This is a genomic window from Arachnia propionica, from assembly GCF_900637725.1.
GTDB classification, from domain to species: Bacteria; Actinomycetota; Actinomycetes; order Propionibacteriales; family Propionibacteriaceae; genus Arachnia; species Arachnia propionica.
Genome location: NZ_LR134406.1, coordinates 1,080,175 through 1,105,281, shown reverse-complemented (window position 1 = coordinate 1,105,281; position 25,107 = coordinate 1,080,175). Strand labels below are relative to the sequence as shown.

Sequence of the window (25,107 nt, the reverse complement as noted above, 5' to 3'; positions counted from 1 at the left end):
GATGATGGGAGTCAACGAACGAAGGTGTCGTCCGGGAATAGGTCTTGGTACTCGATCGACCAGGTCGACGTGTCTTCCTCTAGCTCTAGAAGACTTGCGGGCAGCTCGCAGGAGTTCGGTGGTTCTACCCAATAGGTCTCCGCTGCGAAGCGATAGCCCGGAAGTCCCACAAATTCAGGCCGGCTACCGGTCCAGAAACCGGACCAATCGGGCTCGTATCCCTGACAGAACAACTCCCCTATTGCCTCAAGACGTGCTTGCAGTTCGTCACCGCCGGTGCCGGGCGTTCCCGCGATGAGTTCCGCGTGCACTCGCGCCAATGCCGGATTGGGCTGGAAACCTCGGCGCACTCGGCCTCGATGGCTCCCCGCAGGACGCTCCTGACGCACCTCACGACGCAATTTCTCAACCGCATCTGCCGTGTCGGTGGCGACGAGGGAGAATCGGCACTGTTGATGGACCCGGCCCTCGCCGAGGGTCCGGCTGACCGCTGGCAGCGGTACCCGTGCCCCATCGCCGTCAAGCCAATCAGCAAGTTGGGTGAGTTGCACATCAAGGGCCTCTTCCGTACGGGCCGACAGAACGATGAGGGAGTAATCGGGGGACGGAGCCTGTTCCCACCGCAGGCCATCACTACTCAGTGTGGTTCCGGCTTCGAGGAGAACATGAGCATTAGTACCACTAAACCCGAAAGCAGAAACCGCCCCAATCCGAGCCCCCTCACCCGCAGGCCACGCCACACCCTCACGCGCCAACACCAAACCCGACGAATCCCAATCCACATAATCACTAGGACACTCACACAAAATCGACGGCGCAATCAACTCATGCCGCATCCCCTCAACCAACGACACCAACGACACCAAACCCGACGCCGCCAACGCATGCCCCACATTCGGCTTCACCGAAGAAACCACACACGACCCACCACCAAAAACCGACACCAACGCATTCACCTCAACCGGATCCCCCAACCGCGTCCCAGTCCCATGAGCCACCACATGACCCACCCGATCCGCAGAAACACCCGAACGCTCCAACACCCCACGAATCAACGACTCCTGCGCCTCACCCGAAGGAGCCGTAATCCCATTAGTCCGACCATCCGCATTCACACCAGAACCCAACACCGACGCCAATACCCGACGCCCCCGCCGCAACGCCTCATCACGACGCTGCAACACCACAGCCACCACAGCCTCACCAGGCACCAAACCATCAGCCCGCTCATCAAAAGCCCGACACACCCCAGAAGCCGACAACATCCCAGCCCGAGACATAACCAGGTAATCGTTCTCACTGGCCAGCAGCGCTGCCGCGGCGACAACAGCCAAATCACATTCACCGGCACGCAAGGCATTACACGCCTCATGGAAAGCCACCAACCCGGACGAACACGCCGTACTGATCGCCATCGCTGGCCCCGTCAAATCCAAGAAATAGGACAGCCGACCGGCCAAGGCCGAGTTACTGTTGGCGGTCAGGGGCTGCTCATCGAAGGGCTGTGGGTAGTTGCTCTCCTCGACACCGACGAATACTCCAACCCGAGACTCCGACAACTCCCGCGACCCAACCGCCGCATCCTCCAACGCATGCCACATCTCCTGCAACAACAACCGCTGCCGCGGATCCATCGCCTCCGCCTCACGCGGCGAAATCTCAAAGAACAACGGATCAAACTCCCCCGGCCCCTCGACCCAGCCGGCCCGCAACGGGGCGCCGGAGGACTCGGCTCGGGTCCACCAGGGCCGGCGGTCCGAGGGCAGGGTCGCTACGGCGCTAGTCCCGGAGGCGAGCAGCTTCCAGAAAGCGTCGACGTCGCGGGCACCCGGGAATCGTCCCGCCATGCCAACGATCGCGACGGGTTCACGGGCACCGCCCGTGCTTCGGGTGGGCCATCCGGTGAGTTCCACGGCTCTGCCGACCGTCTCCTCGTCCGTCATCACGACTTCGCTCTCCTCACTGCTGGAGGGCGTGATGATCGCGGTGAAGTGATCGCGCAGCCGACCGATAGTGGGATGCCTGAAGAACAGATCTGGGGTGACTTTCGCTCCCAGGCGCGCGCCGAGTTCACGAGCCAGCTCGGTCAGTCGAAGCGAGTCGAATCCGTAGCTGGCAAGGCTCTCGCCGTCGTCGATCTGGTTGGTAGGAAGACCAAGGACCGAGGCCATGACCTGACGGATATCGTCCGCCACCCGGGCGGCAAGGCCGTGACCGTCTGTGTGACCCGCCCGACACTGTCCCTGCGAAGATCTGGCCGCCCTGCGCAATTCGCCACGAAGCCCGCGCACAGAGCCGATTACCTCACCGTCCTCGTTGAGGAGGTCGGCGTCACCGGATAGCGTGTCGCCGGTCCAGCGCGCGCGGGTCCGAATCCTCGTGATCTTGGTTTCAGCGGCTGGAAGGGCCGTCCATTCCAGGTCTACGAGGGAGAGCGACGAGCCGCCTGCCAGGGCGCCACACATGGTGGCGAGCACCTGAACGATCCCAATGTCCGTCGTCTCGTCGTAGGCACGGGGTGCGGGGGCTTCAACCACGTCCGGGCTTTTGAGGGGCCGGCGTTGCGTAACCGACTCCTCATAACTCACATGTCCACGTCCTTGGACGAGGATCCGGCCCGTCGGATCGTTGAAGGCCCACTCGAGATCCGAGCCGTTCCCCTCCTGAACGTTGATGCTCATCTCGGTGCTCAGCGGGCCGCCCCACTGCACATCGGTCAGAACCACGTCGCCGGAGTTGAGTCCGAGTGCCAACAGACAGGACACGCGCGCCATTTCAAGGGCAGCAATCGCCTCGGGAGCCGCGTCGAAAGAGGACTCGAAGCTGACGCGCCCCAGCCGGGAGGTGTTCCTGTGTACCAGAGGATGCAACTCAATCGCTCGCCCGTTTGCCCGGCCGTCGAGCCAGTAGACATCGCGCGAGAACGGATAGCCGGGTAGGGAAACAATGCCCGGAATCCCTGGGAACTGCCGCGCCAAGCCTATGTCATACCCTTGGCAGAACAGGTCCGCAAGCAGGCTCACGCCCTCGAACCGCTCAGGGCCCGCGTCTGGGATGAGCGTTTGGTCGACGAGTTGCTGGAGGTGGCGGCGCGCCTCAAAACCACGATCCACCACGCCGCGATGAATGCCACGGCCCGACTCCCCCTTGGCGGCGCGCTTGAGCTGGACGATTGCTTCTTCAAGCGTCGAGGCGATGACTGCGCAGCGATGGTTCATCAGATGCCGTCCGGTCTGCAACGTGTGCGCCACCTTTGGCAGGACGGCCTCGTCGTTACCGTACCGTTTCATCCATTCCGCGAGCTGCTCAAGCTGAACGGTAAGCACCTCGTCCGTGCAGGCTGACAGGGCGAGAACCAAGGCCCCGCTCGCCGCCTCGTCCGGGGCGGGCACCAACTCCTCTAAAAGCGTGGTTCCGGCTTCGAGGAGAACATGAGCATTAGTACCACTAAACCCGAAAGCAGAAACCGCCCCAATCCGAGCCCCCTCACCCGCAGGCCACGCCACACCCTCACGCGCCAACACCAAACCCGACGAATCCCAATCCACATAATCACTAGGACACTCACACAAAATCGACGGCGCAATCAACTCATGCCGCATCCCCTCAACCAACGACACCAACGACACCAAACCCGACGCCGCCAACGCATGCCCCACATTCGGCTTCACCGAAGAAACCACACACGACCCACCACCAAAAACCGACACCAACGCATTCACCTCAACCGGATCCCCCAACCGCGTCCCAGTCCCATGAGCCACCACATGACCCACCCGATCCGCAGAAACACCCGAACGCTCCAACACCCCACGAATCAACGACTCCTGCGCCTCACCCGAAGGAGCCGTAATCCCATTAGTCCGACCATCCGCATTCACACCAGAACCCAACACCGACGCCAATACCCGACGCCCCCGCCGCAACGCCTCATCACGACGCTGCAACACCACAGCCACCACAGCCTCACCAGGCACCAAACCATCAGCCCGCTCATCAAAAGCCCGACACACCCCAGAAGCCGACAACATCCCAGCCCGAGACATGGCGTCATACAGCTCCGATGTTGCTAGGATGTTCGCCGCGGCGACAACAGCCAAATCACATTCACCGGCACGCAAGGCATTACACGCCTCATGGAAAGCCACCAACCCGGACGAACACGCCGTATTGATCGCCATCGCTGGCCCCGTCAAATCCAAGAAATAGGACAGCCTGTCAGCCAGGATCGCGTTGTGATTGGACGCCACCGTCCCAGCATCACCGGCAACTCGCTGGTAGTCCCCTTCCTCGATACCAACGAATACTCCAACCCGAGACTCCGACAACTCCCGCGACCCAACCGCCGCATCCTCCAACGCATGCCACATCTCCTGCAACAACAACCGCTGCCGCGGATCCATCGCCTCCGCCTCACGCGGCGAAATCTCAAAGAACAACGGATCAAACTCCCCAGGCCCCTCGATGGCGGCAAGCGACCTGATGGATTCCTCGCCGTCACGCCACCAGCCAGCTCGATCACGTGGCGGCTCGGCGACCATGCAGCGGCCATCCGACAGGATCTCCCACAACCCATCGACGTCGCGGGCACCCGGGAATCGTCCCGCACGCCCGATGAGCGCCAACGGCTCGGTCACCCAGGCGGCAGCAGAACTCTTGGCAATCGTCGCCACGTTGTCTGTCGACGAAGCTTCGACGACCGGACCATCCTTGGGGACCAAGCGCTGGCCCGACGAACGGGTCCGGCGAGTCAGGGAGCCGCGGGTTGGGTTCGTCGCTGCGTTTCGGCGTGCACCGTAGCGTGTTTCGAGTCGGTCTGCGTGCTGCTCCAGCAAGTGTGTTCCGAGGCGCGCCACTGTGTTGTGCGAGAAGAACACATCGGGCGTCAGGGCCAGGTCGAACCGGCAGTTGAGCATGCCCGCCAACTCGACTAGAGCGACGGAATCGAATCCGAGATCCCGCAGAGGTTCCTGTGAATCGATGTCTGATGGGGCGACGGCGAGGATTTCCTCGATCACTTCCTTGATCTCCCACTCCACCTGAGCATTGATGGGAAGCGACGATGTAGGGGCTGGCCGAGACTCGGCGGTCCCAGCCTCGGAAGCCGTCTTTGTTACCACAACACTCGGCCGCGAGCTCTGCTGCCCGACCGTGACAGAGTACTGATGTCCAGGCTGCTCGAGGAGCCGGTCCAGCACAGCCAGCCCCTCCGCAGGTTGGAGCAGACGCTGTCCATTCATGCTGACGGACAGCGCCGAAGAAGCCTCGTCCGCCTCTCCCATACCGAGACTGCCCCACATCGGCCAGTTGACGGCAAGACGATGCGTGCGACCCGAGGCAGGCGCGGTCGCCCACGCCATCTGGAACCGATTGGCCACGGAGTAGTCGCAGCCCCCGAAGTCACCGACGATGGCGGCGCTCGACGAGAACAGCACGACGAAGTCGAGATCGAGCTGCTCGGCCAGCCGTTGGAGCACAAGGGTTCCGTCGGTCTTGGCGGCGACAGCTGCCTGGAACTGCTCGTCGGTCTTCTCCGCCAGAGTGCTGTCTGGACGCACCCCGCCGGCGTGGAAGATACCGTGAAGGTCGCCGAAGCGAGCCAGCACATCCGCTACGACCGCGTCCATAGCCGCCGAATCAGAAACGTCAGCTCGACACACCAGGATCCGATCCGGGCATCCCAACCCGGACAGAACTCGCTTTACCTCGGGTCGGGGTGCGCCACGGCCGACGAGTACGACGTTGGCCGACCAATCCGTCAGCAGGTGCTCGGCCAAGGCCATTCCGATGCCCCCGAGCCCACCGACGACGAGGTAGGTGCCTCCACGACGCATCCGCGAGGCGCCGGTCAGGCCGATCTCAGCATCACGCTGTTGGGAGATGAGCCGGCTCCCCTGCACGTAGAAGGCGCTGGACGGTTCGGTCGTTGCCCATTCCGACGCCACCACAGCCGCGACATCGGTGCATTCTGCATCTAGACCAAGTATCTGGAGGCGCGTCTCGGGAAGGATGCACTTAAGGGAGCGCTCAAAACCGATCCACGAGTCGACGTGAATGCGCGCCAAATCATTCTCCATCCGGGAGGCGATCATGATGCGTTCGGGGGACAGCCCTACCCGGAGACATGATCTGAGGAGTCGGAGGGGAAGTTGGTGAGAACCCGTCATGCCGGGGCGTTCAAGGGCATGCAGATGCAGGACGTTCACGGCACCACCGCGACGCGCCAGGTCGGCCAGCTCGGCATCCGACATCTGCCCGGTTAGGCCGTCGCTCATGTCGGAAGCCCACATCAACTCACCATCAATTCCGAGGGTTCGGAACTGCGTTGCCAGGGCGCTGCGGAGCTGATCATCGTCCAGGAAGACGAGGGTGGCGCCCCGAGGACCCTGTCCGGCAGCCGGATGGGGTGCGGGGAGCCACTGCTCGGTCCCCAGGGTCATGTCTTCGGGAAGCGGTGGCCTCGGGACGAAGCCGCCGCGGCGGCTGTAGAGCGTAGGAAGAGTCCCCTCAAGGTACTGGAGGCCAAGCTCTCGCCGACGAAGCTTGGCCGATGCGGCGAACGCCTCACTCGGTACTACTACGACGTCATGGACTGATAGCCCGTGGGTCATCGAGAGTGCGGATACGATGCGCTCGCAAAAGTCCTGCATGTCCTCAACCGGGAGGGTCTCAACCGCCTCCTGAAGAGCGACTAACCGTTCTGCCTGCTCATCGTCCACGGCGACCAGGACAGTGCGCCCCGGAAGGCCGGGAACGCCTCGGCGTACGGTCTCCTCGAGGTCGGCGAGGTGGTGGTTCTTCCCGCCAGCGATCAGGATGTCCCTGATGCGTCCGACGATGAACAGCTCCCCGTCAACGATCACGCCAAGGTCACCGGTTCGGTAGAAGCCCGTCTGGCCGTCGACACCCATGTCGAAAACCTGGGATGTGAGTTCCGGGTCCGACAGGTAGCCTGTGGCGACGTCACGGGTTTTTACGTATATCTCCCCGACTTTGCGGCTGGGCAGGACCCTTCCAGCCTCGTCGACGATGAGAACGGTGGTGTGTGACCCCGGCCTGCCACACGATACGAGAGCGCGGCCGCCTTGGTCTACGGGCTGATCGATGGCGGAGCCGCCGAGCAGAGCCTGGGGGTCGACGTGCAGTTCACGGACGGCTTCACCGGCACGGGCACCGGTGATCGCCTGGGTCTCGGTCGCCGCGTAGTAAGGGCAGAAGGCATGCTCGTTGAACCCGCGAGAGCCCAAGGTTCGAGAAAACTCGGCAACGGTCGCCGACCGGATCGGCTCGCCCGCGCACACGGCAGCCTTCAGCGAGGAGAGGTCGAGATCGGGGGCTTGGTCGGCAACGCAGCGTGCGGCAAGTTCGAACGCAAAGTTCGGAGCACCTGTGTGCGTGGCCTGTTCGGCCTGCAGCGCCCGCAGCCACTCGACCGGGTCGTCGAGGAAGAGGTCGCTTCGAAGCTGGATACTGCGACAGCCAGCGGCCAGCGGAACGAGCAGGTTGAGATGGAGTCCGAAGATGTGGGCGTTGGAGAGCCAGGTCGACACCGTGTCCGACGACTGCACGCGCCACCAGTCGGCATGCACGCAGGCGCCGTCCCACAACGCTTGCTGAGTCAGGCACACACCTTTGGGATTGGATGTGGAACCTGAGGTGTAGAGCACGAGTGCGACGTCTTCGTCGTCAACGGGCCGCTGGTCGCGCAGCTCACCCTCATATTTCAGAGCATCGTCGAACTCCAAGATGTCGAGCATGTCAAGGAACCTGGAGGCGTTGAGGAGCCTCCCCGTGCTTTCGTCAGCGAGAACGGCCGTAACGGAGGCATCCTCAACGAGTAGGCCGATGCGGTGTTCCCAGTCGTCCGCCGTGAAGTTGCTGGTGGCGGTGACGACGGCGGTGACGTTCGCGTGAAGACAGCCGAGGAAGGCCTGCGAGAAGTCGAGACCATCATCAATGGCTATAAGGATCCGCTGCTGTGGCTCAAGGAAGTTCTCCAAAAAGGAGCCGATGCGCGCGGTGGCTCCCACAAGGTTCGTCCCTGAGAGCAGCCGGGTGTTTCCATTCGCGTCGCGCATGCCGAGGAACTCATCATTCGGGCGCTGCCGACAGTGCGTCAGAAACGCACCCGTGTGCGGCGCGGAGGCCACCGATTCGAAGGCGACGTTCTTCTGGGCAAGCGGTGTAGATCCCTGAATTTTCATCATCGTTGTACCTGTCCGATCTCGGTGAACCTGACATCAGTCAGAGTCGCCAGAATCTGTTCCTCATTGCGGATCGTGATGTCGCAGCCGCTCGACCCGACCCGCACGTCGACGTCGGCTTCAAGTCCCATGGCTTGATGAACAGCCATCTCGCCCAGATACGAGGGCTCTGTGGTGTTACTCGCCAGCCCTTCCCGTCTCATTGCGAGCCAGGCCAACTCGAGCGCCCGTGCCAGCAGCATCGGCTGGATCGTGTACGGCTGTTCAAGGGCGGCCAAGGTCTCCGGCAACCGGATCCGGGCTGAGGCCATCCGCTCACCCAGCGAGAGGGCAACGATGCAGCCATAAGCTGGGCCGTGCCGTAGTCCAGCGGTCGCGAACTCTTCAGCTATGCCAGCTGGGTCGACAATCTCCAGTCCCCAATTTGCCGCGCTGCGCGTTGCCGGCGTCCCGGCGCGGATCGTTCCTTGGCACACCACTGCGCCGTCGGAGTCGAGGAAATCGAAGTCGGCGCCATCACCGGAGGGAACCAGGACTATGTCAAGGGGTCCTGCCGTCGGCTGTTCGGGAGCCCAGAGGAGATCGGATAGGACCACAGGACCGGATGCACCGCATGCGACTTCGTAACAGAAGCGCGCGGCCTCCAGCAGTGCGGAACTGGGCATCGACGCCACCCCGTCCACCTGGCGGTGCCGGGCGAGAACATCAGCCGGGTCTAGGGCGATCCGGAACCGCTGCTCCGCAAAGGTTGAGGTGTTGTAGGCGACCAGCGGGTGAAGCCGTCTATCCAGGCTGGGGCACTCAGGACTAGGCACGTCGTCGTACCAGAACGAGGTCTTGGCGAAGACATGTCCCGGCAGACCAGCGGCCTCCGGCATGAACCCCAGTCCGTCCCACGGCACCTGGTGACCCGCGAGCCAGCTCTCCTGGGCACTTTCGAGGTTGCCTGAGTTGAGCCAATCACTCACGGCGTCAGCGGAGGTACCCGGCGTAGGCAAAGCCAGAACATGGCTCGTGGGAACTCGCCCGCAACGGATCCTAAAAGCGGTTCCGATATCGGCAAACTCTGCGAGCCGCGCGATGGCCTCGTCCCGGTCGCTGACGATCAATGCCAACCGCTCTTCAAGAGGCTGGCGGGCCATCAAACCGAGCGCGGTGGTTCGCAGATCCCGTTCCGGGTGGCTCGCCAGGTGCGCCGCCAAAGCGCCGGCCTCGGCGCGCAGGCCATCCGCGGTACACGACGACAGCACGAGGAGCACGGGGAGAATGGCATCCCGGGTAACGGACGCGGCGTCGAACCCGCCCTCTAGGATCACGTGGGCATTGGCACCGCCGAAACCAAACGAACTGATCCCACAGCGAAGCGGCGTCGCATCGCCATCCGGCTGCCAGGGCTCGTTGGCGGTGGCGATCCGGAACGGGGAGCCGCCCGTATCGAGGTTGGGGTTCAACCGCTCGAAATGGCCGAGCCCTGGGAGCTCACGCCGCGCGAAACAAGCCAGCACCTTCGCAACACCAGCTAGTCCTGCCGCCGCCTCCAGGTGTCCAAGGTTCGTCTTGACCGACCCGAGGACGCATGAGCCCTCCGGCATGCCTGGAGCAAGTCGCTGGAAGGCGGCACTGAGGCCCTCAAACTCGATGGGGTCACCGAGAGCCGTCCCGGTACCGTGGGCTTCCAGGTAACTGATGGTTTCCGCGGGGACATCGGCGTCCCGGATCGCGGCCATCACAAGGTCGCGCTGTGCGGCCGGGTTGGGGGCACGCAAGGAATCGGTTCGCCCGTCATGCCCTATCGCGGTACCAAGAATGGCGGCTAGGACACGGTCCCCATCCTTCAACGCAAGTTCCAAGGGCTTGAGCAGTACCGCGACGAATCCCTCGGCGCGGACGAATCCGTTGCCCCGGTGATCGAAGGCGGCGCAGCGCCCGTCTGGCGACAGCATTCCAGCACGGTTCATCTGGTGGAAGCCGCGAGCGCTGAGAAGGGCGTTGACGCCCGCCGCGATCGCAAGCTCACACGAGCCGTCACGTAGAGCCCGCACCGCGTGATGCAGGGCGACCAAGGAGCTCGAGCAGGCCGTGTTGTAGGTCTCGCTGGGACCGGAAAAGCCGAACCAGCGGGACACACGGTTGGCGATCATCGATGGATGTACCCCAGGGTCGGCGAAAGGACCAAGAGATTCCAAGATCTGGGGCTCCTGGATCAGGAGCTCGCCGTAGTCGACGGCATTGACAGCACAGTGCACTCCCACCGGGGCACCGGCCAGGGACGCGGGCCGGTAACCGGCGTCCTCAAGCACGTGCCAGGTGAGCTCCAACATTTTGCGTTGCTGAGGATCCATGGCGCGAGCCTCGGCAGGTGAGATTCCGAAGAAGGCTGCGTCGAAGGCCCGGATGTCAGATGTGAACGCAGCGTATTCAGGGAACCCTAGGAGGGAGCTGTGGTTCCGGAGATGATCCCTCAGAATCTCGGGACGAGAGTCAGCGATCGGAGTCACGGCGTCTCCTTGTCGTGCGCTGTGTCTCCATAGAGCGTCGAGATCCCTGATGTCCCCGGGAAGATTCATGGCTACGCCGATGATCGCCACCTGACGCGTCCCCAGTTCTTTCCCCGCACGACTCTGCACCGGGGCGCCGGTAAACTGCTGCGGCACCGATTTGGTCGCCTCTTGCCCCGTCCCGCCGTCCAAACGATTCACCAGGTAACCCGCCAGTTCATTGATGTTGTGATGCATGAACAGCTTCGACGCAGGGATGGCGACCCCGAGGTGATGTCGGATGAGTCGGATGATCTCGACGTAGTCGACGGAACCCAGCCCGATACAGCGGATGGAGCCGGCTCGGTCCACGACCTCCGGTGCTAGACCCGTAGCAGGGGCCAGGATCTCCCTCACGAGTCGGTTGCGGAGCGCGGCGACACGGGCCGTCTCAGCGATCTGGGTAGTCACGAAACTGTCCTTCCCAGGCCTGCCCTCACACCAGCGAACTCCCGCTCCCAAGGCATGAGCCCGAGGGTGGTGAAGTCGCTTATCCGGCGAAGGTTGTCGGAATTGAGGAACATTTCGCGGTTCGCTCGAACGGCACGTGCTTCATGTTCGCAGATGGGGCCCGTCACTCCATTTAGGTAGTCCTTGTACGTTTGAATTGCCTCGCTGGGAACCCGGGTCAGCCGCGACAGACACCGGCCCAGCGCCCGCCTCGTGTCGGGGGTGGCTTCGTCCACCAGGCCCCATTGTTCGGCCCGCTGGGCGCCGATCGGCTGAGTGGTGCAGGTTAGGTAGTGGGCGTGCTGCCGGCCGATGCGCCTAATCAGAAATGGGAGGACCATCGCGGGGTAGAGCCCGAACAAGAGCTCCGAGAGAGCAAAGGTCGCTTCGACACTGCAGATGGCGATGTCGGAGGCTGCAACGAATCCGACTCCCCCGGCCATCACGCGTCCGCGGATATGCGCAACAGTGAGCAAGGGACCGGTTGCCATCCGGGCCCACAAGCGGTACAGCGAGCCCGGATCGTCTGGGGCATCCTCCGAGCTGGAGTACTCGGACAAGTCAGCTCCGACGCAGAAGACCTCGTGTCCTCCCTCAAGCACCAGAACGCTGCACTTCGCCTCAGCTTCATCAAACATTTCCCACAGTTCGGCGACCATGCGAGCACTGATGCTGTTACCTGACTCCGAGCGGTTAAGCCTGAGCAGAGCCACACGCCCATCGATGCTCAACTCAACGCAGGCCGGGGAGCTGTGTCCCCGCAAACCGGCATCGCCGTTCCCGGACCGTGTCATCGCGATCACCTACCGTCGACAGCCTGGAGTTGTGCAGCGCGGGCAGCCAGCAGTTCGGCGGCGCCATCCATGAGACGGCAGTTGATGTCGTCGACGTGCCTCTGATGCCAGTCCTCCAGTTCGCTGCCCTTGACCCACTGGTTAAAGGCGCCCAGGGCGGGACCGCAGGGGATCTGGAAATCAACCTGTTCCGATGACTCGCCTGCAAGAGCTAATTCGGTAGCACGATCGAAATACCACTGGAAGATGCGCTTCATGCTCTGCCTGGGGTCCTTGCGCACCGCAGCGGCTTCATCTGCGGGGAGCTGGGCCAGACACTGCTCGAGGACCTCGGCCAACGGGCGGCGGAAGTACCGCGACTCCAGCTGCTCAGAGGTGCGGGGGTCGATCTCGTCGATCGCAGAGTGCCGCCGGTACAGGTCGTGGAGCTTGCGCGCGCGGGCGGGGAAGAGCACACCCCGGCGCACAACCTGCATCTCCGAACCGAAGTCCAGGAGGTCACCGGCAGGTGCGTAAGAGGTGTCTTGAACGTTTAGCGACTGAAGTATCGACTTGACGATGTCGCTGGTTCCGGCCTCCACCGTGCACTGGTTGATCGAGCCCGTCAAGACGTAGTCAGCGCCCATGATGAATGCGGCTGCTGCGGCACTCGGCGTTCCGATACCGCCGGCCAGACCGACATGGATGGGGTCTTTCCAGCCGCGGGAAGCCACCGCGTCATCCCGCACTCGAGTGATCGCCGGGAACAGAGCCGTGGCGACGCCCCGGTCGGTGTGGCTCGCGGAATCTGCGACGACGGTCAGGTCCGAGGCCACAGGAATCCGTGACGCAAGTTCGGCTTCCTCTGCCGTGATCAATCCTTGGCTGCGCAGCTGGGCCACCAACGGTTCGGGGCAGGGTTTGAGGAACGCCTCCGCCACCTCGGGACGAGACACCTTCGCTAGGACCCGGTTGGGAACGATCACATCCTGAGTCGAGGAGCGGTGAACCCCACAGAGCCGGTAACGCACCAAGGAAGCGGTGACGCTGACGTATCCGGAAGCCTCAAGGAACCGGACCCCTTGCCTGAGCAGGAGATCGATGAGGGCGGTCTCGCGCTCATCCGAGCCTGTGCGGTAGGTGACGCTGGCCCCAAATCGGCCGCCTACCCCCAGTTCGTCGTTGAGGTGTCGAATCGCGTCATTGATCTCAGCATCGCTCTGCCCGCTGGTGCCGTAGAAGCCAAGCATGCCGGCCCTGGCGACCTTCGTTAGCAGCTCAGGCGTTGAGATGCCCCGATACATACCCCCCGTTACGAGGGCCATCGAAGTGCCGAGGGCGAGTTTGAAGGACTCGCTGCCCAATCGCGCTCCGGGACCCGTAGGTCGAGGAGGGGTGGGCGTCTGGTCACGCGCGAAGCTCGGCTGTGGCCGAACCTCCACCTGCTCAGGCTCCATCACATCTTCAGGCTCATCGTCGACGATGAGGGGGGTGGTCTGCCGCTGGATAGCGCGCAGCATGTTGGTCAGGACGTCGCCGGGACCATCTTGTACGAACTCGTTTTGGCCCTTGCCCAGCAGATAGCGAATGGATTCACACCATTTGACCGGGCTGCTGATCTGGGTGACCAGAGTGTCCTTCACGCGGCCGCGGACGTAGGGACGAGCCGTGACGTTAGCGATGACCGGGAAGGCCAGGGGTCGGAATTCGAACTGATTCACGAAAGCCCCGAAGTCCCTCTCGGCTTCACGCATGTAACGGGAATGGAACGCCCCCGTGACCCGGAGTTGCACGTAGCGGGCCCCGGCCGCCTGGAAAACACCCTGAATCTCGGCTATGCGCTCTTCACGGCCAGACAAGACAATCTGATTTGGGGTGTTAAGGTTGGCGATATCGACGTCGGTGATTCCCGCCGAGCCCATCACTTCACGGATCTCTGCTCCAGTCTTTCCAAGGACCGCCGCCATCCCACCGCCACTCGCCCGGCTCATCAACTCGGCCCTGCGCTTAACCAGGCGAAGCCCGGTCTCGAAGTCGTAGGCACCAGCAGCCAGGAGCGCGTTGTACTCACCAAGGCTGTGCCCCGCTGCGTACTGCGGCGACGCTGCACCTGCTGCCATTCGTGCCAGGTGCGTCATGGCGTTGACGACATACAGCGCCGGTTGCGTGTAGAGCGTGAAATCGAGCTGCCCTCTCGGGTCCTCGACGCAAAGTTCACGTATGGAATACCCAAGGACGGCATCAGCGGTTGCCTCAAGGGCAGGGAACTGATCGAACAGTTCATGGCCCATGCCGCGAAACTGGGATCCCTGTCCAGGGAACAAAGCGACGGTCATCTTGTTTTCCTCTCCCTATGGAAGAACAGTTGTCGTGGATCATGATGGAAACGGCGGGGCTGGGGTGGGCCTCAGGTGGCGTGGTGACCCAAACGCCGACCTCGACTTCACCGATTCGCTGGGCGAGCCTCAATGAAGGCGATTCCCAGTGGCGGCGGGGCGTAGTTGAAGGACGGTGGCTGGAACCCCGCCGCAGCCAAGAGGGCCCGATGCTCGTCAGCCGTACGCTCCGTGCCACCGAAGTTGACCAGCATGTTGAGGTCCATCAGGTACTGGGTGCGCTCCGCTTCGAGTCCGGCGTCGTCGATGACGCCTTCAATCAGGAGGAGTTGGGAGTCCGGGGTCATGGCTGCGCGGACCGTTCGCAGAATCTCGGTGGCCTTGTCATCACTCCAGTCGTGGAGAATACCCTTCATCATGTAAAGGTCACCTCCCTTGGGAACAGCCTGGAAGAAGTCACCCACTTTCCCGGTAAAGCGGTCCGCGACGTTCGCGCTGGCCATGACCTCGCGCGCCTTAATGATCGCCGCTTCCGTGTCCAAGACGGTGCCATGAATCATTGGGTTCTTCGCCATGATTCTAGAAAGGAGGGCCCCTTCCCCACCCCCGACGTCAACTATGTTCTTGAATCGGGAGAAGTTATACATATGTTCCAGGGGCTGGAAGCCGCCCATGAGGGTCATGCCCTCGTTAAAGCGCTTCGCGAAAGCGTCATCATCCTCGAGATACTCGAAGAACGGCTTGCCGAAATAGGAAGCGAATACTGGCTCTCCTGTGCGGACGGCTTCCGTGAGTCCTTCCCATGCACGGACAGTGAACGGCTCCGTCATGAAGGAGATGATCGGCGCTAGGGACATCGGGTTGCTTCGGCGCACGAGGCGTGCTGCGGTCGTGAGGTGATACGCGTCCCCTTTGGCCTCAAGGAAGCCTAGCCCGACCAACGCCCGCATGAGCCGCCTCATGGCACGGGGCTGTGCGCCGCAGGCGTCAGCTACCTCATCAGAGGTGGTCCCAGTCTCGGCGATAGCATCCAGGACTCCGAGGCGCACTGCAGCACCGACGACGTGAGCACTCAGACAACCAAACCCGGACTCCGCAGCCAGACGTACGTCGGCCTCGCTCGGGGGCGGGGCTGCTCCCCAACCAGGCGGAGGCGACGGCAGGGTGGGCTGCTCGCTGGCGGCAGTTTCTGGGACCACCATTCTGGCGTCGATCTTGTGCATCATTTTTCCCTTCTTGACTAACGATTTGAGCGGTCAGGCGTGGCGGCTTCTATAAAGTGCTGGCCCTACACCCAAAACCTGCTCGCCTCCCATATCGAGTTCCGATGAAATCCACTCTGCAATGGCCGCTCCGAGCGCGATAGGCCGACTTTGTATCTCCGATACGCCGGCTTCATGCAGCCCTGCAAACATGCGTTCTACTATTCGCTCTGGGGACATGTCATGGTGCGGAACTATGGCCACGGCGCTATGTCGAACCGACGTCGAGACACCCATGTGATCGTCCTTTCGAGAGCGAATCTCCTGCCTACTTAAAGGCCTGACACATTAACCTTCGGCTTTGACGCAGTGTCAATGTCAAGCGCTGCCGCAGACACTCCGTCTTCGGAGTCAGGCCAGGCGACGAGACGGCTCACCCGATCGGCGTGGTGTTACAGGAAGGGAAGGCTCCGCGCGGCGGAGCGACGCATCCGAAAATCGACGAACTGACGTTCGTCCTCGATGCAGAAGTAGAAGTTGTGGAGGAGTACCTGTTCCAGGGGCAGACCTATGGGTAGGCCATACCGGTGCCCTGGGAATACGCGCACTTGCGGCGGGATCACCCTGCGCAGGCGCCTGACACTGCGGAACATGTCTGATGCGGCTCCGTGGTACTCCTCGCAGACACCGACACCCTCCATGAACACCGTATCCCCCGTGAACAACTCACCGCCCGTGAGGAAGCAGGCGCTCCCCCGCGTATGACCGGGTGTGACGAGGGCGCGTATCGTCGATCCCCCGATAGGGATGGCCGAGCCGTCGTCGAACGTGTCGAGGCGGGTTGCTGAGAAGCCAGACGCGGCGACCTCCATGGCGCTCATAAGCACCGGGATCTTGAACTCATGCGACAGGATGTCGGCCAGGTTCGTGTGATCCCAGTGAGCGTGAGTGACGAGGATCACCGATGGGCGTGCCCCTGCGCGACGGCACACCTCTCGGAGGGTCTCGGGCTCCCAAGCCGGGTCGATGAGCGCCGCTTTCCCGCTCCCTGAGGAGCGGTCTATCACCACATAGGAGTAATTGATGAACCGCTCCTGCGAGACTCGCACTTGGTGCGCCTCGAGATGCTCGCTGCAACGCACGGCGGGCTGACGCTGCCCCAAGCTCATGGGCATGGCCCCGGAGGCCCCAGGAGTACACAGGTATTCAGCCCGCCGAAGGCGAAGGCATTGACCATGGCGACGCCAACACGCCAGGGTTCCGCCGTCTTGGGTGCGTACCTGAGCGGAATGAGAGGTTGGGTCAGATTCGCGCTCGGGAAAACTGTCTGCTCCTGAATCTGGAGAACGCAAGCAACCGCCGCCAAGGCAGAGGCAGCCCCCAGACAGTGACCGAGCACTGCCTTCGTGGCCGCGATCCAGGGTCCTTCACCATCGAACACGTCCCGGATGGCCTCAGCTTCCGCCTCATCCCCTGCAGGGGTACCCGTCCCATGAGTACTCACGAGATCCACGGTTCCGGGGTCGAGGCCGGCTCGACGCAGAGCCTCCTGCATCACGTAACGCTCAGCCTCTGGCGAAGGCTGAGTCTGACGGGTGCAGTGCAGCGCGGAAGCGCCGCTCAACACTGTTGCCAACGCGCGTCTCCCGCGGTGCTCAGCGTGAGCCCGACGTTCCAGGATCAGCGTCGCAGCCCCTTCCCCGAGCACGAGCCCCGAGTGCGCCACATCGAAGGGTCGGCACGATGTGGCCGCCGGCGAAGCCACGCGCGCCAACGTCCCCAGAGCGTGGAACCCCATGACTTCCACGTTCGTCAGCTCGTTCATAGTCGCCACAACGAGGCAGACATCAGCAGCACCGTCGTTCAGCAGTCGGGTGGCGGTCATGATCCCCAGATTGCCGCTAGCCGATGCACCGCTGACGACCACCCCTTCGCCTTGAGTCTTCACGACATCGCTGACCAGGCCAAGCAGGTCCGTTGCCCACATCCGATGGGCGTAGGTGGGGCGAACCCGCAAGGGCGAATCAGCGTGCTTTTTGGCCATGGTGTGAGCCGCCTCGAGCGTCATCCCGTCCCCGGCCACGATGACTGCGATCCGGCGCCGATCTGCCACCTCGTCGAGGTGTGCCTCCTTCGCCGCCTCAACGACGGAAAGCAGACTGAAGCCGACATACCGCGGATCACGGGCGCTGACCCGCCGAACCACTTGCGCCATCGCGGCATCCAACCCCACCTGCGAGATCGCATCCGCCAAGGTTCCAGGAAGGCGAGCGCGTAGTCCCGTCTCAACGGGCAGTCCGTCTTCCGGGTCCGTCAGACTCACCAAGGGCGTACCCAGTCGCAAGGCCGTCGCGAGGCTATCGACCCCGGAACCAGCTGCGGACTGCGCCCCAATCCCCGTGATCACGATCGCGGATTCAGCCATGCTCAGTCCTCCTCGTCGAACTCAGCACGCCCGCCACGAAGGACACCCAGTTCCTTCGCCTCCCGCAGCACATCCGAGAGCATCTCGGGATCGCGACCAAATGGGGTGACGATGGAGTGAACCGCACGCACCACCCGCATCGATTTCAGAGCCGCCGCCAGGGACCCGGACGGGGTGAGATCGACATAGAGGTTGCTCTCGTACTTCGGGAGGGCGCGGATCGTCTCTGAGAAACGTATGGGGCGAGCAATCGCCTCCCACGCTGCCGTGCCCGAGAAGGACGTTCTAGGACCGGCAATCGATGACGACCAGGTCTCGGGGCCCGTCACCGACACTCGATCGGCCGCTGAGAAGCCAAGGCTATAACCGTCGATGAGTCGTCGCATTAAGGCATCCAAGGAATCGCAGGCGGAAGAATGGAATGGATATCTCACGGGAAGCTCACAGCAGATGGCCCCCGAGATCGCAAGACGCCTGGACACATCCGCCAACGCACTCGACTTGCCGGAGAGGACTACGTGCTGGTCACTGTTTACGGAGGCCAGCGACACCTCGTCACTCTTCACGGCAGCAGTCACGGCTTCCAAGGAGCCAAGCACCGCGGTCATCCCGCCTGCCGGGAGTACGCTCGGGATGGCTCGTGTGAAGCGGGCAATGAAACCGAGGGCCATGTGGGGATCTGCCATACCAGAGACGGCCAATGAGATGAACTCCCCGAGACTTGCCCCGACAATAATGTCAGGCTCCAAGCCGTGGTCCCGCAGTCGCACGGCTAAGCCGTATTCCACCATGAAAAGCCCCAGGCTGGTTAGCTCAAGGTCGTCGCACGGACCACCGATCCGCGAACGATGCAGGTAGGACAGTGGTGATCGGCCACATGCAAGAGTGGCGATCTCGTCCAACTCCTCCTGGAGAGCCCGGAACCGTGCATCCTTCTCGTAGAGGGAACGGGCCATCCCGAAATACTGGGAGCCCTGCCCTCCGAGCAGGAACACTACATGGGGTATCAGCCGAGTCACCACGGTTGGCTCCGGAGCTAAACCATGGCGGGAGACTTAGCACCCGCCCGGCGGGCGATCTCTCGCACAGTCGATGCGCCAACGAACTCAACCATCGGTACCCGAGCCCCACACACTTCCAGGAGCTCGGAGATGATCTCCATTCGATCGACAGAGTTGGCGCCCAGCTCCACGAGAGTTGACTCAGGATGAATACTGGCTAGGTCGACATCGGGAAGTATCTCCGCGATGACATCAATTAGCGTAGCTTCAAGGTCTGAAATGGACATTGGACTCCTCCAGTTTTGATCTAGCGGCACCTCACCGGCCGCCACAGGGTGAAACTCTTTGAGATGCGACAACCAGGCATTGTCCTGCTATCGCGATCACCGGCTTGCGAATCCCAGACTAGGGACTTACGCATGGGCCGAAAGAACTAGCCGGCACCGTCGACATGTGCCGCGAGGACCGTGAGAGCTCGCTTCAGGACCTCTCGTTCTCGCTCGTTCGCAGTAGACTCAGCCAACCCAATGGCCTCGACCAAGTCATGCCCAGAGACTGACTTCAGACCCGCTTGAGCATTAACGGTGTAGAGATCAACGAGTAGTCGCCCGTAGTCCTTCGCCAAGTCGGTCAACTCTGGCTCCCCCGAGTCCTCGTTGATTCGACGCAGCCTCTCTTCAAGCACGGACAGGCGGGAAATTATCGGGTCCTGGATCACCGCATCCACCACCCTCGCGACCTCTTCACTGCCGTACCCGGCGGCCAGTTCTTCCAGCGCCTTGTCGGCAGCTGTGGTGTCGTAATTTCCCAACCGCCGCAGCGCGGCGAGATGCCGCGCGAACCTGGGCAGGACATCCACCGGGGTGTTGTCGCGCAAACACTCCTCGATCACGCGACGCTGACTCTCGATTTCCGCAACCCGGTCCGCCAAGGCCTGGTCCAGTTCCAAGAGGATGCGACGGGCGCGAGGGCTGGTCGGCGTGTGGATGATATCGGCGATCTCGTCGAGGGTGAGCGACATCATCGAGAAACGCTTGATGCGCAGCAGGGTGAGCAGATGGGTCTCGTCGTACAGGAGTCCCTTCGTCGTCCGTTTGGGCTCTCGGAGCAGACCGATTTGGTGGTAGTACCTCAAGGTACGAACCGTGATGCCCACCAAGTCGCTGATCGCCTGCGTGCTCCACGTGAGCCCCGTCAAGGCTGCCTGCTCGCCCGACCGGTTCGGCGGCGCACCGGGCGACATCTCGTTGCTCAGGTCGTTGTTGATGGACATGCCGACAGCATCCACCGTGACGTTACGTCAAGGTCAACCTAGTGAGGCCACCCTCCGACGGTAAACTCCCGACCAGCCGGCACGACGGGAAAGGGAACTCACGAATGGACTTCTCGATCAAGGACGCGGCTCGCATGGTTGGGCTCACCCCACGCACTCTGCGCTACTACGAAAGCATCGGCCTCCTGCCGGAGGCGGAGCGGACCTCCGGGAATTACCGTCTGTTCAACGTCATGGACATCATCGACCTGATCCGGATCAAGCGGTTGACGGGGCTCGGGTTCGACCTTCGGCACGTGCGTCAGATCATGGACGACCCAACGAGCCCTGAAGCCACAGCAGCCCTGGACGCGCAACGGCAAGTCCTCACCCAGCAGATCGATGAGCTCCAGGAAAAGCGGGCCAAGATCGAGGAGATCCAAAACGCCCAAGCCCCACTCGACGTTGCCATCGAATTCGCCGATCTAGAGCGCGCCTGGGCAGACGCGCAGTCCGGACTCGACGTCGAGGACCGGTTGAAACTTGAAATCGAACTACTCGCGGCGTTCGCCGACGACCCTGATCGACTCAAGTACGAGAAGCTCACCCGAGCTTTCATCGAAAAACATGACGACCCTGGGTTCCGAGAGCTCCGGGAGCTGGATACGAGACTGGAAGTCCTTGAGCCAGACGCCTCCCCAGAAGAGATCGCGGTACTGGTCGATGACTACGTCAGGGTCCTTGGCCCGATCCGTGCTCGATTCGCCCCCACAAGTGAGAAGGCACTTGCCCTCGCCTCCGCCATGGAGGAGTTCACCTACAACGAGGCCCAGCTCACTGTGATCACAAGCGCTCGGAAGCGCCTGCGGTCGTCAGACGGTGAGAGTCCTGACCCCTCCCAAGCCCCAAAGTGACGTCATGTCGCACCAGGGGCTTGACTTTGACGCTACGTCAGCATCTTGAATCGAGTCCAAGAGGTCAGCCGGAAGGCAACCTCAGGACCCGAGAAAGGAAGATGCACAATGTTCACGATCATCGTCACGACCAACGCCCCCACCGACACGTCCTTCCCCTGGAATTGGTGGAATTGGGGCTGAGCCTCAGCTCAGCGGGACCGCACCGCACTCATTCCGTTCCTCACAGTCGAGGGATGCAACACAACTCATCCACGGAACGACTCACAGTCCTGATAGCGGCACCGCACGCCGCAGTTGGATTGAAGGACTGAGACTGCGTTTAGCACCTCGTTATCGTTGGCCCAGCTCCAGCCGCCCACGTGGCACGTCGGAGTTATCAACAGGTCAGGGCACAACCGGATACACACAGAGGCTTATTCAGGATCTGTCAGTCATTCAGCATCATACCTTGTCAGGTTCGTGTTGGGAGCGCCCTTGAACAACCCTCACGGTCCAGCGACGTGACTGCGCGGACGACGAGAACAACGTTGTCGTTCATTAGGTATCCGGCAACTGGACATCTATTGAACAACACGATGTTGGCGTCAAGCAGCCGCTCTCGCTCAGCCGACGGAGGTGCTGCTTCGTTCCGGATCATCTGATCTTTCGACCACCCGGATAGCAAAATGGGGCCCCGACAGCTGTCGGGGCCCCATCGCTATTGGCTCATTCTTCGCGCTGGAAGCTCAACGTCGCGGCGTAGGCTCTGGACTCCGAGGGCCACCGGCTGGTGATTGGACTGCTATGAGTTTTGTTGACGGTAGTGAAAACTCGGATCATGGTTTGGCTGCTGCCCACGAAACGCGTAGCACCCCACGAGGTAACCCAGCACCCGCGCTGCACACAGCACGAGGTCGAACGCATGGGTGGGATGTCCGAAACCGCGTCCACCGCGAGCAGGCGTTTCCGGGCGGGATAGCGTGGCCTTGCAGCTGGAAAGGACAAGGACATGGGACGACTCACGAGGACCGGACGCTGGATCGCCGCTGCCCTTGGTCTGGGTGCGGGGACCATCGCCGGGTACACGGCCTGGACGCTGAACGCCCCGAGACGCCCCTGGCCGCCGTACACGTTCACCCCCTTCGAGGTGGGGGTACCGGCAGAGGAGGTCTCCTTCACCACATCCGACGGGGTGTCCTTGGCAGGTTGGTGGCTGGACAGCCCCAGCTCCCGGAGCGTGGTGATCTGCTGCCACGGCCACCGGAGCAACAAAGCCGACATGCTGGGGATCGGTCCTGGCCTGTGGCGCGCGGGCCACAACGTCCTGCTCTTCGACTTCCGGGGCAACGGTGACTCCGGGAACGGCCGACAGTCCCTGGCCCACTACGAACAGGCCGACCTGACCGCCGCGCTGGACTGGGTGGCCCGGTCCCACCCCGGGAAACGGATCGCGGTGATGGCCTTCTCCATGGGCGCGTCAACCGCCATCCTCACGGCCGCCCGCGACCCGCGCATCGAGGCCTTGGTGCTCGATTCCCCGTTCGCGACCATGTCGGGGGTGATCGCGGCGAATTACAGGCGTTACCGGCTTCCCGGAGGCCTTCTGTTGCCGGTGGCCGACCTGGTGAACCGGGTTTTCTGCGGCTACGCGTTCAAGCAGGTGCGTCCCGTCGACGCCATGAGTTCGCTGTCTCCTCGCCCGGTTCTGCTGCTGCACGGCACAAAGGATCGGATCATCCCCTACGAACACGCCCGGCAGTTGGCGGAGGCGGCCGGCCCGGGGGAGGTCGAACTCGTCGCCTTCGAGGGCGCCGATCACTGCGGCGGCTATTTCGTAGACCGCCCCGGATACATCGCCAGGGTGGCCAGATTCCTGGAAACGGCTCCGGAATAGGGGAAGGTGTCCCTCCCGACTGGATCGTTCACGCGGGGAAGGCTCCGGCAGGGCATGGTCGGCGGGAAGCAGGCTGCCGCGGTCGTGGGCGTCGATTCCGTCGTGGCAAGGGGTGCTCATGGGCTCCCTCGCGGCTTTTCCCGTCACGGGGAGATAATGGGAAATCCGCACATCCTGCGCAGTTCGCCACCGAGGAGGCATCATGCGAGCAACCATCATGCGGGCACCGGGCGACGTGGTCGTCACCGAGGTGGACCGTCCCGAGATCATCGAACCCACCGACGCGATAATCGAGCTTGCCGCCGCATGCATCTGCGGCTCGGACCTGTGGCCCTACCGGGGGTACGACAAGGCCGAGAACCGCGCCATGGGACACGAGTACGTCGGTACCGTGGTGGAGGTCGGTTCAGCCGTGACCACGGTGAAGCCGGGTGATTTCGTGGTCGGATCCTTCTGCATCTCGGACAACACCTGCGAGATCTGCGATTCCGGTTACCCCTCCCGTTGCGTCAACGGCGGGTTCGTCAGCGGCACCCAGGCGGAGTTCGTCCGCATCCCGCAGGCCGACGGCACCCTCGTCGTCATGCCGGGCGGGCGTCCCGAGGACCCCGACGTGCTGGCCTCGCTGCTGGCCGCCTCCGACGTGCTCGGCACGGGCTGGTTCGGGGCGGTCGCCGCGGAAGCGGGTCCGGGCAAGACCGTCGCGGTGGTGGGTGACGGCGCAGTCGGCCTCCTGGCGATCCTGGCGGCCAAAGAGTTGGGGGCCGAACGGGTCATCGCGATGTCCCGCAACCCGCAACGCCAGGCACTCGCCAAGGAGTTCGGGGCCACCGACATCGTCGAGGAACGCGGCGAGGAGGGTGTCTCCCGAGTGAAGGACCTCACCAACGGGCTGGGCGCACACAGCGTCGTCGAGGCGGTCGGCACCCAGCAGTCCATGGAGCAGGCCATCGGGGCCTGCCGCCCGGGTGGGCACGTCGGTTTCGTCGGGGTCTCCCACGGCGTGAGCCTGCCGGGTGGCCTGCTGTTCGGCACCGAGGTGCACCTGCACGGCGGGCCCGCTCCCGTTCGCCGTTTCCTGCCGGACCTGATCGATCGCATCCTGGCCGGGAAGATCAACCCGGGGAGGGTTTTCGACCAGCGGATTCCGCTCGACGAGGCCCCCGAGGGTTACAAGGCCATGGACGAGCGCCGAGCCATCAAGGTGCTGCTCGAGCCCTGATCATGTTGAGCGGCCGCCCTGGGGCAACCGGTCGGGGCGGCCATCCCCAATACTTCAGACTTCAGGGAACGGGGCAGAGCGTCCCATTGTCCGGAGCCGACTCCGGCGGGGTATCGTCCTTCCGCGCCTCGGCCGCCACGCGAAGAACCACCTTGGCGATGCGAGCCCCAGCCTCCGGAACGCCTTTGAACCCCGGGAAACTGGACAGGTCCACGACCCACGGCCTGCCCTCGTGTTCTATCACGTCCACACCGTAGACATCGGTCCCCAGCACCCGCCCGCATTCCATTGCGAGTTCTCTGGTGGTGGCATCCAGCTCGATCAGCCGGCCTCGTTTCTCCTCCAGGGTGACTGGCGGCCACACCCGTTCGACGCAGAACACGTCCTCCCCGATTCGGTAGATCTTGCGATCCAAGGTCTCGGGCTCGTAGTAGCGCTGCGCGAACATCTCCTCCGCCCCCCACGACGCGGGAACATCCGTGGAGTCATGAATGACCTGGATTCCCCGTCCGCGGGAACCTCGGCGCGGCTTGAGGATCACCGGTCCATCCACCAGCATCGGCAACAGATCTTCCGGCCCGGTCACCGGGCGGCATTCCGGAACGGGCAGACCGGCTTGGGCCAGTACCTGATTGGTTCTCAGCTTGTCCCTGCACAAAACTGTGACCGGGTAGGGACTCACCGTGGGAATCCCTGCCTCGTGCAGCCGCCTCCCCCACTCCAGACCCGCCGGTGTCTTGTCCTTGAGCACTGCCACATCGGCCCGGGGTATCGGAACGGAGGAGTCCATTTCTGCGGGAAACAACGAGATAGTCGCGACCTTGGCCAGACGAAGCTCCGCTTCAAGTGCATCCAGCAGTGGATTGGAGTCCCCAGACGACCCAGATCGCAGAAGAATGACTCTCATGCCGCGGA

General features: G+C 62.9%; 15 protein-coding genes. 4 read left to right on the top strand and 11 right to left on the bottom strand.

What is annotated here, in order from left to right:
• Positions 1-11 precede the first annotated feature (11 nt).
• From EL272_RS04815 to EL272_RS04770, 10 genes are all read right to left on the bottom strand, one after another.
• Positions 12-8,207, bottom strand: coding sequence for an SDR family NAD(P)-dependent oxidoreductase (locus EL272_RS04815; RefSeq protein WP_061787728.1), 8,196 nt, complete (start codon positions 8,205-8,207; stop codon positions 12-14).
• Positions 8,204-11,152, bottom strand: a complete 2,949-nt coding sequence (locus EL272_RS04810; RefSeq protein ID WP_061787729.1) for a beta-ketoacyl synthase N-terminal-like domain-containing protein — start codon at positions 11,150-11,152, stop codon at positions 8,204-8,206. Before EL272_RS04810 ends, EL272_RS04815 begins: the two co-directional genes overlap by 4 nt.
• The gene (locus EL272_RS04805; protein ID WP_073970054.1) at positions 11,149-11,985 is read right to left on the bottom strand and encodes an enoyl-CoA hydratase/isomerase; all 837 of its coding nucleotides are present in this window, start codon (positions 11,983-11,985) and stop codon (positions 11,149-11,151) included. Before EL272_RS04805 ends, EL272_RS04810 begins: the two co-directional genes overlap by 4 nt.
• 5 nt (positions 11,986-11,990) lie before the next feature.
• Complete coding sequence (gene fabD, locus EL272_RS04800) at positions 11,991-14,300, bottom strand: ACP S-malonyltransferase (RefSeq protein WP_061787731.1); 2,310 nt, start codon at positions 14,298-14,300, stop codon at positions 11,991-11,993.
• Positions 14,301-14,407: 107 nt separating this feature from the next.
• The gene (locus EL272_RS04795) at positions 14,408-15,526 is read right to left on the bottom strand and encodes a methyltransferase (RefSeq protein WP_082793849.1); all 1,119 of its coding nucleotides are present in this window, start codon (positions 15,524-15,526) and stop codon (positions 14,408-14,410) included.
• A gap of 428 nt (positions 15,527-15,954) precedes the next feature.
• Positions 15,955-16,611 (bottom strand): MBL fold metallo-hydrolase, encoded by a 657-nt coding sequence (locus tag EL272_RS04790; RefSeq protein ID WP_159424554.1) that lies wholly within the window; start codon positions 16,609-16,611, stop codon positions 15,955-15,957.
• A 56-nt stretch (positions 16,612-16,667) separates the two neighbouring features.
• Positions 16,668-17,927, bottom strand: coding sequence for a beta-ketoacyl-[acyl-carrier-protein] synthase family protein (locus EL272_RS04785; RefSeq protein WP_061787734.1), 1,260 nt, complete (start codon positions 17,925-17,927; stop codon positions 16,668-16,670).
• A 2-nt stretch (positions 17,928-17,929) separates the two neighbouring features.
• Entirely contained in the window at positions 17,930-18,949 is a 1,020-nt protein-coding gene (locus tag EL272_RS04780) for an acyltransferase domain-containing protein (RefSeq protein WP_061787735.1), read from the bottom strand.
• A 14-nt stretch (positions 18,950-18,963) separates the two neighbouring features.
• Positions 18,964-19,215, bottom strand: a complete 252-nt coding sequence (locus EL272_RS16015) for a phosphopantetheine-binding protein (RefSeq protein WP_014846090.1) — start codon at positions 19,213-19,215, stop codon at positions 18,964-18,966.
• Positions 19,216-19,361: 146 nt separating this feature from the next.
• Complete coding sequence (locus tag EL272_RS04770) at positions 19,362-20,201, bottom strand: MerR family transcriptional regulator (protein WP_014846089.1); 840 nt, start codon at positions 20,199-20,201, stop codon at positions 19,362-19,364.
• Between the two features lie 104 nt (positions 20,202-20,305).
• Between EL272_RS04770 and EL272_RS04765 the strand changes: the two genes are divergently transcribed.
• The 4 genes from EL272_RS04765 to EL272_RS04755 all read left to right on the top strand — a co-directional run bounded on the left by EL272_RS04765 (position 20,306) and on the right by EL272_RS04755 (position 24,192).
• Entirely contained in the window at positions 20,306-21,094 is a 789-nt protein-coding gene (locus EL272_RS04765; RefSeq protein ID WP_014846088.1) for a helix-turn-helix domain-containing protein, read from the top strand.
• 820 nt (positions 21,095-21,914) lie between these two features.
• On the top strand, positions 21,915-22,055 hold the full coding sequence (locus EL272_RS15235) for a hypothetical protein (RefSeq protein WP_014846086.1): 141 nt from the start codon (positions 21,915-21,917) through the stop codon (positions 22,053-22,055).
• A 30-nt stretch (positions 22,056-22,085) separates the two neighbouring features.
• On the top strand, positions 22,086-22,970 hold the full coding sequence (locus tag EL272_RS04760; RefSeq protein WP_014846085.1) for an alpha/beta hydrolase: 885 nt from the start codon (positions 22,086-22,088) through the stop codon (positions 22,968-22,970).
• Between the two features lie 202 nt (positions 22,971-23,172).
• On the top strand, positions 23,173-24,192 hold the full coding sequence (locus EL272_RS04755; RefSeq protein ID WP_014846084.1) for a zinc-dependent alcohol dehydrogenase family protein: 1,020 nt from the start codon (positions 23,173-23,175) through the stop codon (positions 24,190-24,192).
• A 61-nt stretch (positions 24,193-24,253) separates the two neighbouring features.
• On the opposite strand, the gene EL272_RS04750 is transcribed toward EL272_RS04755, so the two are convergent.
• On the bottom strand, positions 24,254-25,099 hold the full coding sequence (locus EL272_RS04750; RefSeq protein ID WP_014846083.1) for an ATP-grasp domain-containing protein: 846 nt from the start codon (positions 25,097-25,099) through the stop codon (positions 24,254-24,256).
• Between the last annotated feature and the right edge of the window lie 8 nt (positions 25,100-25,107).

Bases quoted from the DNA above. Each gene is read 5' to 3' on its own strand.
- EL272_RS04815 (WP_061787728.1), bottom strand. From the start codon at position 8,207: ATGATGAAAATTCAGGGATCTACACCGCTTGCCCAGAAGAACGTCGCC.
- EL272_RS04805 (WP_073970054.1), bottom strand. From the start codon at position 11,985: ATGACACGGTCCGGGAACGGCGATGCCGGTTTGCGGGGACACAGCTCC.
- fabD (WP_061787731.1), bottom strand. From the start codon at position 14,300: ATGACCGTCGCTTTGTTCCCTGGACAGGGATCCCAGTTTCGCGGCATG.
- EL272_RS04795 (WP_082793849.1), bottom strand. From the start codon at position 15,526: ATGATGCACAAGATCGACGCCAGAATGGTGGTCCCAGAAACTGCCGCC.
- EL272_RS04785 (WP_061787734.1), bottom strand. From the start codon at position 17,927: ATGGCTGAATCCGCGATCGTGATCACGGGGATTGGGGCGCAGTCCGCA.
- EL272_RS16015 (WP_014846090.1), bottom strand. From the start codon at position 19,215: ATGTCCATTTCAGACCTTGAAGCTACGCTAATTGATGTCATCGCGGAG.
- EL272_RS04770 (WP_014846089.1), bottom strand. From the start codon at position 20,201: ATGTCCATCAACAACGACCTGAGCAACGAGATGTCGCCCGGTGCGCCG.
- EL272_RS04765 (WP_014846088.1), top strand. From the start codon at position 20,306: ATGGACTTCTCGATCAAGGACGCGGCTCGCATGGTTGGGCTCACCCCA.
- EL272_RS15235 (WP_014846086.1), top strand. From the start codon at position 21,915: ATGGTTTGGCTGCTGCCCACGAAACGCGTAGCACCCCACGAGGTAACC.
- EL272_RS04760 (WP_014846085.1), top strand. From the start codon at position 22,086: ATGGGACGACTCACGAGGACCGGACGCTGGATCGCCGCTGCCCTTGGT.
- EL272_RS04755 (WP_014846084.1), top strand. From the start codon at position 23,173: ATGCGAGCAACCATCATGCGGGCACCGGGCGACGTGGTCGTCACCGAG.
- EL272_RS04750 (WP_014846083.1), bottom strand. From the start codon at position 25,099: ATGAGAGTCATTCTTCTGCGATCTGGGTCGTCTGGGGACTCCAATCCA.